Source organism: Variovorax sp. N23 (genome assembly GCF_025486315.1).
Taxonomy (GTDB): domain Bacteria; phylum Pseudomonadota; class Gammaproteobacteria; order Burkholderiales; family Burkholderiaceae_C; genus Variovorax.
In genome coordinates this window covers 26,376-40,262 of sequence record NZ_JAOOPY010000009.1, presented here as the reverse complement: position 1 = coordinate 40,262, position 13,887 = coordinate 26,376, and the positions used below count along the sequence as shown (strand labels likewise).

The following is a 13,887-nucleotide window of genomic DNA, read 5'->3' as shown; positions in this document are numbered from 1 at the left end:
GCATGACCAAGAACGGCCCCCTCGCCCTGGCGTTCAACGCGCTCGTCATCGCCTTCATGCTGGCGCCCCTGGTGGTCGTCTGCGTGGTGGCCTTCACGCCCGAGAACACGCTCACGCTGCCGACCACCGAGTTCTCGCTGCGCTGGTTCCGCGCGGTCTTCGAGCACTCGGACTTCATGCAGTCCTTCTGGAACAGCCTGTGGCTGGCGCTCGCGTCCGCCACCATCGCGACGCTGCTCGCTGTGCCGGCCGGCCTGGCGATCACGCGCTACAGCTTTCCGGGGCGTGACTTCCTCAACGCGCTCTTCCTGTCGCCGCTGATCATTCCGCACCTGGTGCTGGGCGTCGCACTGCTGCGGATGTTCGCGCTGGTCGGCGGCACCGGCAGCTTCGGCTTTTTGATCTTCGCGCACGCGCTGATCGTCACGCCCTACACGCTGCGCCTGGTGGTGGCCGCGCTGGTCGGCTTCGACCGCAGCGCCGAGCAGGCCGCGCTGTCGCTGGGCGCGAGCCAGGCGACGGTGTTCCGGCGCATCACGCTGCCGATGATCCTGCCGGGCGTGACGGGCGGCTGGCTGCTGGCCTTCATCAACAGCTTCGACGAAGTGACGATGTCGATCTTCGTCACCTCGCCGAGCACGGTGACGCTGCCGGTGCGGATGTACATGTACGCCACCGAGTCGATCGACCCGCTGATGGCGGCGGTGTCGGCGCTGATGGTGGCGGTCACGGCCGTTGCGATGATCGTGCTCGACCGGCTCTATGGCCTCGATCGCGTGTTGGTGGGTGGGCACCGATGAGTCTCCCGACTGTTCAACCACTGCTGCGCCGTGTCGCCGAGACGCAGCGCGCGCCGGTGCCGTTCACGCTCGACGGCCGGCCGGCGCAGGCGCTGGAAGGCGACACCGTGCTGACCGCCGTGCTCACGCAGAGCGCGCAACTGCGCCGCAACGAATTCAGCGGTGAGCCGCGTGCCGGCTTCTGCATGATGGGCGCCTGCCAGGACTGCTGGATCGCCACCGCCGACGGGGCGCGGCTGCGAGCCTGCTCGACCTTCATCGCGCCCGGCATGGCATTGCTGAGTGGCGTGAGCGGGGAGGTGCCCGCATGAGGGCGACGGCGTTGCCGCCCGTGATCGTCGGTGCCGGCCCGGCCGGCATCCGCGCCGCGCAGACGCTCGCGGCGCACGGCCTGCGCCCGGTGCTGATCGACGAGGCCGCGCGTGCCGGCGGCCAGATCTACCGCCGCCCGCCCGCGCATTTCAAGCGAACGCCACAGACGCTCTACGGCACCGAGGCCACGCGCGCGACCGCCGTGCACGCGGCCATCGACGATGTGCAGGACCGCATCGACCACCGCCCCGACAGCCTCGTGTGGAACGTGCAGGACCAGCAGCTCGACGTGCTGCACGGCCCGACGCAGACCACGCGCACCGTGCCCTACCGGCAGCTCATCGTCGCCACCGGCGCGACCGACCGCGTGCTGCCCGTGCCCGGCTGGACGCTGCCTGGCGTGTACACGCTCGGCGGCGCGCAGGTGGCGCTCAAGTTCCAGGGCTGCGCCATCGGCTCGCACGTGGTGTTCGCGGGCACCGGGCCGCTGCTCTACCTGGTGGCGTACCAGTATGCGAAGGCCGGCGTCGACGTCGCGGCCGTGCTCGACACGGCGCGCTTTGCCGATCAGCTCGCAGCTGTACCGGCGATGCTGCGCCAGCCCGCGGTGTTCGCGAAGGGCGTGACCTACGTCGCCTGGCTGCGCGCGCACGGTGTCGCGCTGCACGGTGGCGTGCGACTGGTCCGCATGCAGGGCGATGAACGCGTGCATTCGGTCGTCTGGGCCGAAGGCGGTCGCGAACGTTCGCTCGATTGCGATGCCGTCGGCTTCGGCTACGCGCTGCGTTCGGAAACTCAGCTGCCCGACCTGCTCGGCTGCCGCTTCGCGTTCGCGCCGCTGCACCGTGCGCACCTGCCCGAGCGCGACGAGGCCGGCCGCTCCAGCGTCGCGGGCGTGTACCTCGCGGGCGATGGCGCCGGCATCATGGGCGCCGATGCGGCCGAGTGGGCCGGAGAACTCGCGGCGCTGACGCTGCTGGCCGACCGCGGCGTCGCCGTCGACACGCAGCGCACGGGCGTGCTGCAGCAGCAGCTCGCCCGGCTGACCGGCTTTCGCGCCGGCCTCGAGCGCGCCTTTCCCTTTCCCGCCGACTGGGCCGCGCAGGCGCCCGACGACCTCGTCGTGTGCCGCTGCGAGAACGTCACGGCCGGCGAACTGCGCCGCAGCATCGCCGACAGCGGCGCCGACGAGATGAACCGCCTCAAGGCGCTCACGCGCGTCGGCATGGGCCGTTGCCAGGGCCGCATGTGCGGCGTGGCGGCAGCGGAGATCCTCGCGCACGCCACCGGTCAGCCGGTGGCGCAGGTCGGCCGCTTCCGCGGGCAGGCGCCGATCAAGCCGATCCCGATCCATTTGGTGCCCGCGACCGACGAAGGGGTGAGCGCATGACGCAGCGCATCGTGACCGATGTCGCCATCGTCGGCGGCGGCATCGTCGGCAGCTCGGCCGCGCTGGCATTGCGCCGCAGGGGGTTGCGCGTGGTGCTGCTCGAACGCGACCTGTGCGGCTCGCGCTCCAGCGGCGTCAACTACGGCGGCGTGCGGCGACAGGGGCGGCCGATCAGCCAACTGCCGCTGGCGCAGCGGGCGCATGCGATCTGGGGCCGGCTGCCCGAACTGCTCGGCACCGATGGGGAGTACATCCGCTCGGGCCACTTCAAGATCGCCCGCAGCGAGGCCGACCTGGCCGCGCTGGAAGCCTACCGAGACAGCGCGCGCGACTTCGACCTGGGCATCGACATCCTCACCGGCGCCCGGCTGCGCGAGCGCTGCCCGTGGCTCGGCGGCAAGGCCGTCGGCGGCTCGCTCTGCATGGAAGACGGCCAGGCCAATCCACGCCTGGTGTCGCCGGCCTTCGCGCTCGCGGCGCGGCGTGCGGGCGCAGACATCCGCGAACGCACGCGCGTCGACGAGATCGCGCACGACGGCCAGTTCTTCCATCTGCGCGCGGGCCACACGCTGGCGGTGACGTCGCCCGTGCTGCTCAACTGCGCCGGCGCCTGGGCCAATGCGGTCGCCGAACAGTTCGGCGACGCGGTGCCCATGCATTCCGGCCACCCGGCCATGGCGGTCACCGAGCCGCTGCCCTTCTTCATGGACTGGAGCCTGGGCGTGGAAGGCGGCAGCGTGTACTGCCGGCAGGTGGCGCGCGGCAACCTGGTGCTGGGCGGCGGGCCAGGCCGTGCGCTGGACGCCGACCGTGCGCGTTCCGACCGCGCCTCGATGGCCGCCCTTGCCGAGCAGGCGATCGAGCTGCTGCCGGTGCTGCGCCATGCCCATTTCATCCGCACCTGGAGCGGCACCGAAGGCTACCTGCCCGACCGCCAGCCGGTGATCGGACCGAGCCGCACGACGACCGGGCTGTTCCACGGCTTCGGCTTTGCCGGCGCCGGTTTCCAGATCGGGCCCGCCGTGGGCGAGGTGCTAGCGGAACTGGTGAGCGATGGCCGCAGCAGCACGCCCATCGACGCCTTCCGCATCGACCGCTTTTCCGCCGTGCCCCACGACGAGCCCGCACTCGCGCATTGACCCGTTTCCTTCCCCCGCATCCCCTTCACCCACCGAAAGGACAGCCATGACCTCTCCCCGCATCGCCTCACCGTCCGCCGCCGTGCGCCGCGCCGTTCTCACCGCGGTGGCCGCCGCCGCCCTGGCCGCCAGCGGCGTGGCCAGCGCGCAGACCAAGACGATCTACATCGGCATGAACGGCGGCACCTTCGAGAAGGCGTACACGCAGTACGTCTTCCCGGCCTTCGAGAAGGCCAACAACGTGAAGGTGGTGGTCGTGCCCGGCACCTCGTCCGACATCCTGGCCAAGGCGCAGGCCAACAAGGAACGTCCGCAGATGCACGTGATGTTCCTCGACGACGGCGTGATGGTTCGCGCCATCGGCATGGGCCTGTGCGAGAAGCAACGCCCGAGCGCTGCGCTCAACGAGATCTACCCGGCCGCGCGCTTCAAGGGCGACATGGCCAGCGGCGTGAGCCTGGGCATGACCGGCCTGGCCTACAACGCCAAGATGTTCAAGGAGAAGGGCTGGGCACCGCCCACCTCGTGGATGGACCTGGCCGACCCGAAGTACAAGGGCAAGGTGGTGTTCCAGTCGGCCTCGGCGTCGTCCTTCGGGCTGCACGGCTTCCTGATGTTCAACCGCATCCAGGGTGGTAGCGAGAAGAACGTCGAGCCGGGCTTCAAGGCCTGGCCGACGACCATCGGCCCGAACGTGCTGGAGTACATCCCGAGCTCGGCCAAGCTCTCGGAGATGGTTCAGACCAACGAGGCCGCGATCTTCCCGCTGACGCCGACGGGCGTGGCCGCCATGAAGACCAAGGGCATCCCGGTCGAATACGCGAACCCCAAGGAAGGCGCGGTGACGCTGATCGTCGGTCAGTGCGTGATCGCCAACAACAGCGAACCCGAGCTGGCGCAGAAGCTGACCGAGTTCCTGCTCTCGCCGCTGGCGCAGGCCAACGTGCTGCAGTACGGCAGCCAGATCCCGACCAACCCCAAGGCGCCGGTCGTGGGTGAAGGCGTCGCGCAGGTGGCCGCGATCAACGGCTACATGAAGACGGCGATCACGGTGGATTGGGAGAGCATCAATGCGAACCGTCCGGCCTGGAATGCGCGGTGGAACAAGACGATCGAGCGGTGATTGCTTGATTGCGTGGGGCGTCGGCGGGCGGTAGGCCTGCGGGCGGCAGACGCCTGCGGCCCTTCGGGCTTCGCTGCTGCTCCTCGCGTCAGGCGGGGTCCGCGCAAACTCGCTTCGCTCAAACATGCGCGGCCCTGATCCGCCTGCCACTGCGGTGCTCGCCGCAGGCTCCACAGCCGCCCACAGGCCTACCACCCGCCGACGTGGACGCGTCCGTTGTGCATCTCTCCGCGGCGAGCGCAGTCGTCGCGCGCCCACCAAGCCCGGCAGGCGGTGCGGGCCGGGCGGCTCCTGTGCGCCGCCGAGGCGCGCAGCGCCATCGGCTGCGCGCGCAGCGCGCTTCAACATCTGACTCGTCGCAGCTGTCTGAGCGAAGAGAACGAAGTGAACGCAGCGAGTTCTGCGACGCAGCCGATGGCGCGAGCACCGCAGGGCAGCCGCGAAGCGGCCGGCGCACCGGGGTCGTTCGGCCCGCACCGTCTGCCGGGCGCTCTCAGCAACGCCAAACGCCAAACGCCAGCGACGTCAAGCCGCCGTCAGTCGCCCAGACGAACCCACCCCGCCGCCTTCTCCGCCATCATCAACGTCGGACTGTTCGTGTTCCCGCTCGTGATCGTCGGCATCGCCCCCGCATCGACGACGCGCAGGCCAGCAATCAAACCCCCACGCCCGTCGCGCACCCGCAAGCGTGCATCCAGCACCGCCATCGGGTCGCCGTCGGCGCCCATCTTCGTGGTGCCCACCGGATGGAAGATCGTGGTCGCGATGTCGCCGGCCAGGCGCGCCAGGTCGTCGTCGCTCTCGTACTGCGGGCCCGGCTTCCACTCCACCGGCTTGTATTTGGCGAGCGCCGGCTGCGCGGCGATGCGGCGGGTGACGCGCAGCGAGTCGGCTGCGACCTTGCGGTCTTCGTCGGTGCTCAGGTAGTTGGGTGCGATGGCCGGCGCGTCCTCGAAGCGCGCGCTCTTGATGCGCACCGAGCCGCGGCTGGTCGGGTTCAGGTTGCACACGCTCGCGGTGAAGGCGGGGAAGGCGTGCAGCGGGTCACCGAAGGCGTCGAGCGACAGCGGCTGCACGTGGTATTCGAGGTTCGGCCATTCATGGTCGGGCGAACTGCGCGTGAAGGCGCCCAGCTGCGACGGCGCCATGCTCATCGGGCCGCTGCGCTTCATCAGGTACTCGAGGCCGATCTTCGCCTTGCCCATCATCGAGGACGCCAGCACGTTGAGCGTCGGTGCGCCGTCGATCTTGAACACCGCGCGGATCTGCAGGTGGTCCTGCAGGTTCGCGCCCACGCCGGGCAGGTCGGCCACCACGTCGATGCCGCGCTCGCGCAGCAGGTCGGCCGGGCCGATGCCCGACAGCTGCAGCGTCTGCGGCGAGCCGATGCTGCCGGCGCACAGCAGCACCTCGGCCGTGGCGTGCACCGTCACCATCTCCTGGCCGTCCCACACGTGCGCCCCGGTGCAGCGCTGCGAGCCGTCGGCTTGCGTCTCGACGATCAGCTTGGTGACCTGTGCGCAGGTCCACATCTCGAAGTTCGGCCGGCCGTAGCAGGTCGGCCGCAGGAAGGCCTTGGCCGTGTTCCAGCGCCAGCCGTTCTTCTGGTTGACCTGGAAGTAGCCCACGCCCTCGTTGCTGCCGCGGTTGAAGTCGGTGGAATGCGGAATGCCGGCTTCCTGCGCGGCCTGCGCGAAGGCGTCGAGGATGTCCCAGCGCAGGCGCTGCTTCTCCACGCGCCATTCGCCGCCCGCGCCGTGCATCTCGTCGGCGCCGAGGTAGTGGTCCTCGTGCCGCTTGAAGGCGGGCAGCACGTGCTCCCACCGCCAGGTGTCGTCGCCGGTGAGCTGCGCCCACTGGTCGTAGTCGCGCGACTGGCCGCGCATGTAGATCATCCCGTTGATGCTGGAACTGCCGCCGAGCGTCTTGCCGCGTGGGTAGCGCAGCGTGCGGCCGTTCAGGCCCGGGTCGGGCTCGGTGCTGTAGAGCCAGTCGGTGCGCGGGTTGCCGATGCAGTAGAGGTAGCCGACCGGAATGTGGATCCAGTGGTAGTCGTCCCGTCGGCCGGCCTCGATCAGCAGCACGCGCTTGCGCTTGTCCGCCGAGAGCCGGTTGCACATCAGCGCGCCGGCCGTGCCGCCGCCGATGACGATGTAGTCGAATGTGGTGTCGCTCAACGCGTTGTCTCCAAAGAAATGGCCCCCACGCTCCGCCGCTACGCGGGTCGCTGCCCCCCGAGGGGGCGCTTTTTGCCTCGGGGCGGCCCGTCGGCAAAAAAACAAAAAGCCCGGGCCGGTGTATCCGGACCTCGGGCTTGGCAGTTTAGGCGCCAATGACTGGCGGCTTGCTTACGTCATGGGGCGCTCAGAACGTGCGAAGGAACCGTCGCGAGCGCGCCGAGCTTGCGTCGAGGACCGGAACCGCACTGGCGTGCGGTGAGGACCGCAGATGCGAGATCGGCGCGCGCAGCAGGTTCATTCATACGTTCTCAGGCGACCTCGGCGAGCGCGTCGCCCAGGGCGTTGATCATGCGGTCGATCTCGGCCTTCTCCGCGATGAAGGGCGGGGCGAGCTGGATCGTGTCGCCGCCGTAGCGCACGTAGAAGCCCTTCTTCCAGCACGCCATGGCCACTTCGTAGGGGCGCTTGGCCGGCTCGCCGGGCAGGGGTGCCAGCGTGATGCCCGCGGCTAGGCCGAAGTTGCGGATGTCGGAGACGTGCTTACTGCCCTTGAGGCTGTGCACCGCGTTCTCGAAGTGCGGCGCCAGCGCGCGCGCGCGGCCGACCATGTCTTCGCTCGTGAGCACGTCGAGCGCCGCGATGCCGGCGGCGCAGGCCACCGGGTGGGCCGAGTAGGTGTAGCCGTGCGGGAACTCGACCAGGTAGTCCGGGCCGCCGGCGGCCATGAAGGTGTCGTAGATCTCCTTGCTGGCGATCACGGCGCCCAGCGGCTGCGCGCCGTTGGTCACCTGCTTGGCGACGTTCATGATGTCCGGCGTCACGCCGAAGGCATCGGCGCCGGTGAGCGCACCCATGCGGCCGAAGCCGGTGATCACCTCGTCGAAGATCAGCAGGATGTTGTTCGCGGTGCAGATGTCGCGCAGGCGCTGCAGGTAGCCCGCGGGCGGCACGATCACGCCGGCCGAGCCGGACATCGGCTCGACGATCACGGCGGCGATGTTCGACGCGTCGTGCAGCGCGATCAGGTCGAGCAGGCGGTCGGCCAGGTGCGCGCCTTCGGTCGGCATGCCGCGCACGAAGGTGTTGCCGGGCAGCACGGTGTGCGGCAGATGGTCGGCCTCCACCGCCTGGCCGAAGACCTTGCGGTTGCCGCCGATGCCGCCGACCGAAATGCCGCCGAAGTTCACGCCGTGGTAGCCCTTCTCGCGGCCGATCAGCCGCGTCTTGCTGGCCTGGCCTTTCGCGCGCCAGTAGGCACGGGCCATCTTGAGCGAGGTGTCGGCGGCTTCGGAACCGGAGCCGGTGAAGAAGACATGGTCGAGCCCGGCGGGCGTGAGTTCCTTGAGCTTGTTGGCCAGCTCGAAGGAGGCCGGGTGGCCGAACTGGAAGGCCGGCGCGTAGTCGAGCTTGGCGACCTGGCGGCTCACCGCTTCGGTGATCTCAGGCCGGCCGTGGCCGAGGCCGGTGCACCACAGGCCCGACAGCCCGTCGAACACCTTGCGGCCGCTGTCGTCGGTGAAGTAGGCGCCCTTGGCCTCCACCACCATGCGCGGGTCGGCCTTGAAGTTGCGGTTGCCGGTGAAGGGCATCCAGTGCGCGTCGAGCCAGGCGGCATCGGTGCGGGAGGCGGCGGGCGGGGTCGGGGCGGTGAGGGTGGTCATGGGCGGGGCCGCGGCGGGCGTGGGGGTGGAAGGAATGAATCGGTTCGCCGGATTGTTCGCCGCGCGCTTATTCCTGAAAATGGCGCAATATCGAAGTTCACTTGAGCATCCATGCAAGTAAATCCCCCCGAAAAATCACGCGCCCTGCTCGGCCAGCTGAGCGACATGGACCTGCGCCTGCTCAAGGTGTTCAAGAGCGTCGTCGAATGCGGCGGCATGGCGGCGGCCGAGCTGGAACTGAACATCGGCACCTCCACCGTGAGCCGCCACGTCAAGGACCTGGAGACGCGCATGGGCCTGGTGCTGTGCCGGCGCGGGCGGGCCGGCTTCGCGCTCACGCCCGAGGGCCAGCGCGTCTACGACGAGACGCTGCGCCTGCTGGCCTCGGTCGAGGCCTTCCGCAGCAGCATCGACGACATCCACCACCGCATGGGCGGGCAGCTCGACGTGGCGGTGTTCGACAAGACGGCGAGCAACCCGCAGGCACACGTGGGCGATGCCATCGCGCGCTTCTCCGCGCGGGCGCCCGAGGTGCGGCTGAACCTCCACGTCGGTTCGATCAACGCCATCGAGCGCGGCGTGATCGACGGCGCCTTCCAGGTCGGCATCATCCCGGCGCACCGCAGCTCCAAGACGCTGGCTTATGCGGACCTGTTCGGCGAGACGATGCTGCTGTATTGCGGCGCGCGCCACCCGCTGTTCGGTGCGGCGCATGCCGGGCTGACGTGGGAGAAACTGCGCGCCCACGCCTTCGCCGGCCTGGGCTTCCACTCGCCCAACATGGAACTGAGCCACCGCGCCCGGCTGGTGCGCAAGGCCACCGGCTTCGACCAGGAGGCGATCGCGATGCTGGTGCTGTCGGGCCAGTACCTGGGCTTCCTGCCCGATCACTACGCCAAGGGCTTCGAGCAGGAGGGGCTGATGCAGGCGGTGGCGCCCAAGCGCTTCCGCTATGCCTGCCGCTTCGTCAGCGTGCTGCGGCGTTCGCCGGCGCCGTCGCGCGCGGCGCAGCTGTTCCAGGAATGCCTGGTGGCGGCGCACGCGGCGGTGTGAGCCTCAGCGCGCGGCGCTCCGCTTGAGGCGCGAGCGCCCGCCTTCCGCCGCCAGGTAGCGATAGAGCCGCGCATCGTCGGCATAGCCCACGTTGAAGCGCAGCCACGGCGTCGGGCCGAGGTCGGTGCGGAACAGGTCGCCCGGCGCCAGCAGGAAGCCTTCGGCGATGGCGCGCTGCGCGAGCGCGCGCATGTCGACGTCGTCGCGCTCGAAGCGCGCCCACAAGAAGGGCCCGCCCGCCGGCCGCAGGAAGAGCTGCATGCCGGCCGCCTCCAGCCCGTCGCACACCTTCTCCTGCGCCGCGCGCAGCTGCTCGGCCAGGCGCGTCAGGTGGGTGCGGAAGCGGCCCTCGGCCAGCACGCCGTGCAGCAGCTTCTCGTTGAGCTCGGAGGTGGTGAGGCTGTTGACCATCTTGTGCAGGATGAGCTTCTCCGCGAACTCCTCGCTGCACGCCACGAAACCCACGCGCAGGCTGGGCGACACCGTCTTCGAGAAGCTGCCGATGTGGATCACGCGCTGCAGGCGGTCGAGGCTCGCCAACGAGGTGGCGCCCGGCGGCTCCAGGCCGGACATCGTGTCGTTGTCGACGATGTGGAAGTCCAACTGCTCCGCCAGCCGCAGCAGCTGGTAGGCGACGGCCGGGCTGCACTGGCTGCCGGTGGGGTTGTGCAGGTTGGCGGTGGTGAAGAAGGCCTTGGCCCGGTGCCGCTGCGCGAGCGTGCGCAGGGCCTCCAGGTCGGGGCCCTGCGCGGTGCGCTCGATGCCCACGAGCTTCAGGTCGAGCGAACGCAGCATGGCGAACAGGTTGGTGGAGCTGGGCTCGTCGACCAGCACCACGTCGTGCGGCTGCAGCAGGCAGCGCGCCGCGAGGATGAGTGCCTGCGACGCACCGTGCGTCAGCACGATCTGGTGCGGCGGCGCCTCGATGCCCTTCTGCGCCAGCAGCACCTGGATCTGCTGGCGCAGCGGCAGGTAGCCGTAGGGGTTGCCGTAGTTCGCCAGGCCCGCGGCCGACTTGCGCGAGAGCGCGGCCAGCGCGCGCCGCACGCCTTCGGTGTGCAGCAGTTCCGGCGGCACCCAGCCGCAGCCCGCGTTCAGCAGGCTGCGGTCGTCCTCGTACACATGCTTGAGCAGCCACAGCGAATCGACCGAGGTGCGGCCGGCGAAGGGCTTGCGCCGCGTGCCCGAGCGTTCGGCCGCCGCGACGTAGTAGCCGCTGGCGCTGCGCGCTTCGACATGGCCTTCGGCGACCAGGCGCTGGTAGGCGTTGGTCACCGTCATGGTGCTCACGCCGCAGGATTTTGCGAGCCCGCGGACCGAGGGCAGCTTGTCGCCGGGCTTCATCGCGCTCGACGAGATGTCGCGCAGCAAGGCGTCGTAGACCTGGCGCACCAGCGGGGTCGAAAGGGTGGGGTCGATGGCGATCATGGGGTCGGTCGATGCACGGTTTGTGTGCGGGGCGCAGCCCCAATCGGGGGATCTTGCCTCAACTGTTCTACAACAGAAGAGAGAACTGTATATATGCGTTTCAGGCGATTGCATTCCCAATGCAGAGCACGCCGGCCCGCATGGGCAGGCTGCGCTCATCAACCTGAACCACCCCCAACGTCCATGCAGCAACGTTCTCTCGGGCCCGTCGGCCCCACCGGTTTCCTGTCGCGCCGTGTCACGAAGTGGGCCGCCACCGCCTTGCTCGCGGGCGCGGTCATGGCCCCGGCCATGGCGCAGACCAGCACCCTCAAGATCATCCCGAGCAGCAACATCACCGTGCTCGACCCGATCTGGACCACGGCCTACGTGACGCGCAACTTCGGCTACATGGTCTACGACACGCTGTTCGCGACCGACCTCGAAGGCCACATCAAGCCGCAGATGGTCGACAAGTGGAAGGTGTCGGCCGACAACAAGACCTGGACCTTCACGTTGCGCGATGGCCTGGAGTTCCACGACGGCAAGCCGGTCACCGGCGAAGACGTGGTGGCCTCCATCAAGCGCTGGGCCAGCCGCGACACCTTCGGCGCCCAGCTGGCCAAGAACACCGAGCGCTACGAGACGCCCGACGCCAAGACTTTCGTGATCGTGCTGAAGGAACCCTTCGGCCTGGTGCTCGAGGCGCTGGGCAAGCCGTCGTCGAACGTGCCGTTCATCATGCCCAAGCGCATGGCCGAGACCTCGGGCGACACGCAGATCAAGGAGTCGATCGGCTCCGGCCCCTACGTGTTCAAGGCCGACGAGTTCCGCCCCGGCGAGCGCGTGGTGTTCACCAAGAACACGCGCTACAAGCCGCGCGCCGAGGCGCCCTCGGGCACGGCCGGCGGCAAGAACGTGTATGTGGACCGCGTCGAGTGGCTCATCATCCGCGACGCGCAGACGCAGATGAACGCGCTGCTCAACGGCGAGGCCGACATCCTGGAGCAGCCCGCGTTCGAGCAGTACGCCACGCTGCGCACCAACCCCGACATCAAGCTGGTCGACGCCCAGCCGGCCGGCAACCAGTTCATCCTGCGCTTCAACTTCCTGCAGCCGCCCTTCAACAACGAGAAGGTGCGCCGCGCCGCGATGCTGGCCCTGGGCCAGGAGGCCTTCCTGCGCACGCAGGTCGGCACGCCGGGCCTCACGCGCTACTGCAAGAGCATGTTCCCCTGCGGCACGCTGTTCGAATCGGAGCAGACCGGCGAGTACACCGGCGTCGCCAACCCGGCCAAGGCCAAGGCGCTGCTGGCCGAAGCCGGCTACAAGGGCGAGCCCGTGGTGCTGATGCGCCCGACCGACAACCCCACCATCGGCAAGCTGCCGCTGGTGGCCAAGCAGCAGCTCGAGCAGGCCGGCTTCAAGGTCGACATGCAGGCCATGGACTGGTCGACGCTGGTCGCGCGCCGCGCCAAGAAGGACGCGCCTTCGGCCGGCGGCTGGAGCGCCTTCATGACCTCGTGGACCGCGTCGGACATCCTCAACCCGATCACCATGGCGATGATGAACGCCACCGGCGACAAGGGCTGGTTCGGCTGGCAGACCGATGCCAAGCTCGAAGAGATCAAGGTCCAGTTCACGCAGGCCAGGACCGACGCCGAGAAGAAGAAGCTGGCGACCGCCGCCCAGTTGCGCGCCTTCGAGACCGCCACCCACGTGCCGGTCGGCCAGTACAACCAGCCGGCGGCCGTGCGCAAGAACATCGACGGCCTGGTGCCGGCGGGTGCGCAGGTGTACTGGAACATCAAGAAGCAATAAGCGACACGAGCGGGGGCCTTGCGGGCCGCCGCCCGGCTGCGGAGTCCTCGTCCCATGCTCAACTTTCTCGGCAAGCGCCTGCTCGCCACCCTTCCCGTGCTGCTGGTCGTGGCCATCGCGATCTTCATGATCGTGCGGCTCACGCCCGGCGACCCCGCCGCCGTCATCGGCGGCAACAGCGCCACCAGCGAAGACCTGGATCGCATCCGCGTGCAGCTCGGCCTGACCAAGCCGCTGTGGACGCAGTTCGCGATCTGGGGCAACGGCGTGCTGCACGGCGACCTGGGCTTTTCCTTCTTCCTGAACAAGCCGGTGACCGAACTCATCGGCCAGCGCATGGAGCCCACGCTGTCGCTGGCGGCCGGCACGCTGCTGCTGGCGGTGCTCATCGCGCTGCCGCTGGGCACGCTGGCGGCCTGGCGCATGGGCGGCTGGCTCGACAAGGCCGTGATGGCCTTCTCGGTGGCCGGCTTCTCGGTGCCGGTGTTCGTGGTCGGCTACGTGCTGATCTACCTGCTCGCGATGAAGCTGCAGTGGTTCCCGGTGCAGGGCTACCGGCGCATCGCCGACGGCGTCGGCCCGTGGCTCAACCAGCTGGTGCTGCCCTGCCTGACGCTGGCCATCACCTACGTCGCGCTGCTCTCGCGCGTGACCCGCGCCGCCGTGAGCGAGGCGCTGACCGAGGACTTCATCCGCACCGCGCGCGCCAAGGGCATCACCGAGCTGCAGGTGCTGATGCACCATGCGCTGCGCAATGCGGCGGTGCCGGTGGTCACGGTCATCGGCGTGAGCGCCGCGCTGCTGCTCGGCGGCGTGGTCGTCACCGAGACGGTGTACGCCATCCCGGGCCTGGGCCAGCTCACGGTCGACGCGGTGCTCAACCGCGACTTCCCGGTGCTCCAGGGCGTGGTGCTGTTCTTCGCGCTGGTCTATGTCGGCGTCAATTTGCTGGTGGACATCAGCTACCTGTTCCTCGACCCCCGAATTCGCTACTGATTCCG

The 13,887-nt window shown here is 69.4% G+C and carries 11 protein-coding genes; 8 read left to right on the top strand and 3 right to left on the bottom strand.

Features of this window, described 5'->3' with window-relative positions:
- The first annotated feature begins 2 nt into the window (after positions 1-2).
- The 5 genes from N8A90_RS15065 to N8A90_RS15045 are packed head-to-tail and all read left to right on the top strand — an operon-like array spanning position 3 to position 4,764.
- The gene (locus N8A90_RS15065) at positions 3-800 is read left to right on the top strand and encodes an ABC transporter permease (RefSeq protein ID WP_262075741.1); all 798 of its coding nucleotides are present in this window, start codon (positions 3-5) and stop codon (positions 798-800) included.
- Positions 797-1,111 carry a (2Fe-2S)-binding protein gene (locus tag N8A90_RS15060; protein ID WP_262075740.1) on the top strand — a complete coding sequence of 105 codons (315 nt, stop codon included), beginning with the start codon at positions 797-799 and terminating at the stop codon, positions 1,109-1,111. The genes N8A90_RS15065 and N8A90_RS15060 overlap by 4 nt, the downstream gene beginning before the upstream one ends.
- Positions 1,108-2,502 carry an NAD(P)/FAD-dependent oxidoreductase gene (locus tag N8A90_RS15055; RefSeq protein ID WP_262075738.1) on the top strand — a complete coding sequence of 465 codons (1,395 nt, stop codon included), beginning with the start codon at positions 1,108-1,110 and terminating at the stop codon, positions 2,500-2,502. The genes N8A90_RS15060 and N8A90_RS15055 overlap by 4 nt, the downstream gene beginning before the upstream one ends.
- Positions 2,499-3,641, top strand: a complete 1,143-nt coding sequence (locus tag N8A90_RS15050; protein WP_262075737.1) for an NAD(P)/FAD-dependent oxidoreductase — start codon at positions 2,499-2,501, stop codon at positions 3,639-3,641. Before N8A90_RS15055 ends, N8A90_RS15050 begins: the two co-directional genes overlap by 4 nt.
- 46 nt (positions 3,642-3,687) lie before the next feature.
- Entirely contained in the window at positions 3,688-4,764 is a 1,077-nt protein-coding gene (locus N8A90_RS15045; protein ID WP_262075736.1) for an ABC transporter substrate-binding protein, read from the top strand.
- 536 nt (positions 4,765-5,300) lie between these two features.
- On the opposite strand, the gene N8A90_RS15040 is transcribed toward N8A90_RS15045, so the two are convergent.
- Positions 5,301-6,941 (bottom strand): GMC family oxidoreductase, encoded by a 1,641-nt coding sequence (locus tag N8A90_RS15040; RefSeq protein ID WP_262075735.1) that lies wholly within the window; start codon positions 6,939-6,941, stop codon positions 5,301-5,303.
- A gap of 311 nt (positions 6,942-7,252) precedes the next feature.
- Positions 7,253-8,605, bottom strand: a complete 1,353-nt coding sequence (locus tag N8A90_RS15035; protein ID WP_262075734.1) for an aspartate aminotransferase family protein — start codon at positions 8,603-8,605, stop codon at positions 7,253-7,255.
- Positions 8,606-8,716: 111 nt separating this feature from the next.
- Between N8A90_RS15035 and N8A90_RS15030 the strand changes: the two genes are divergently transcribed.
- Positions 8,717-9,658 (top strand): LysR family transcriptional regulator, encoded by a 942-nt coding sequence (locus tag N8A90_RS15030; RefSeq protein WP_262075733.1) that lies wholly within the window; start codon positions 8,717-8,719, stop codon positions 9,656-9,658.
- A gap of 3 nt (positions 9,659-9,661) precedes the next feature.
- On the opposite strand, the gene N8A90_RS15025 is transcribed toward N8A90_RS15030, so the two are convergent.
- On the bottom strand, positions 9,662-11,086 hold the full coding sequence (locus N8A90_RS15025; protein WP_262075732.1) for a PLP-dependent aminotransferase family protein: 1,425 nt from the start codon (positions 11,084-11,086) through the stop codon (positions 9,662-9,664).
- Between the two features lie 183 nt (positions 11,087-11,269).
- On the opposite strand from N8A90_RS15025, the gene N8A90_RS15020 reads away from it, so the two are divergent.
- Both N8A90_RS15020 and N8A90_RS15015 read left to right on the top strand, forming a co-directional pair.
- Positions 11,270-12,886 carry an ABC transporter substrate-binding protein gene (locus N8A90_RS15020; RefSeq protein ID WP_262075731.1) on the top strand — a complete coding sequence of 539 codons (1,617 nt, stop codon included), beginning with the start codon at positions 11,270-11,272 and terminating at the stop codon, positions 12,884-12,886.
- A gap of 54 nt (positions 12,887-12,940) precedes the next feature.
- Positions 12,941-13,882: an ABC transporter permease gene (locus N8A90_RS15015; RefSeq protein ID WP_262075730.1), complete on the top strand. Its 942-nt coding sequence runs from the start codon at positions 12,941-12,943 to the stop codon at positions 13,880-13,882.
- Positions 13,883-13,887 lie beyond the last annotated feature (5 nt).

Excerpts from the sequence above, each read along its gene's own strand:
- N8A90_RS15060 (WP_262075740.1), top strand. The coding sequence starts at position 797 with ATGAGTCTCCCGACTGTTCAACCACTGCTGCGCCGTGTCGCCGAGACG.
- N8A90_RS15035 (WP_262075734.1), bottom strand. The coding sequence starts at position 8,605 with ATGACCACCCTCACCGCCCCGACCCCGCCCGCCGCCTCCCGCACCGAT.
- N8A90_RS15065 (WP_262075741.1), top strand. The coding sequence starts at position 3 with ATGACCAAGAACGGCCCCCTCGCCCTGGCGTTCAACGCGCTCGTCATC.
- N8A90_RS15045 (WP_262075736.1), top strand. The coding sequence starts at position 3,688 with ATGACCTCTCCCCGCATCGCCTCACCGTCCGCCGCCGTGCGCCGCGCC.
- N8A90_RS15030 (WP_262075733.1), top strand. The coding sequence starts at position 8,717 with ATGCAAGTAAATCCCCCCGAAAAATCACGCGCCCTGCTCGGCCAGCTG.
- N8A90_RS15015 (WP_262075730.1), top strand. The coding sequence starts at position 12,941 with ATGCTCAACTTTCTCGGCAAGCGCCTGCTCGCCACCCTTCCCGTGCTG.
- N8A90_RS15025 (WP_262075732.1), bottom strand. The coding sequence starts at position 11,086 with ATGATCGCCATCGACCCCACCCTTTCGACCCCGCTGGTGCGCCAGGTC.
- N8A90_RS15055 (WP_262075738.1), top strand. The coding sequence starts at position 1,108 with ATGAGGGCGACGGCGTTGCCGCCCGTGATCGTCGGTGCCGGCCCGGCC.
- N8A90_RS15020 (WP_262075731.1), top strand. The coding sequence starts at position 11,270 with ATGCAGCAACGTTCTCTCGGGCCCGTCGGCCCCACCGGTTTCCTGTCG.
- N8A90_RS15050 (WP_262075737.1), top strand. The coding sequence starts at position 2,499 with ATGACGCAGCGCATCGTGACCGATGTCGCCATCGTCGGCGGCGGCATC.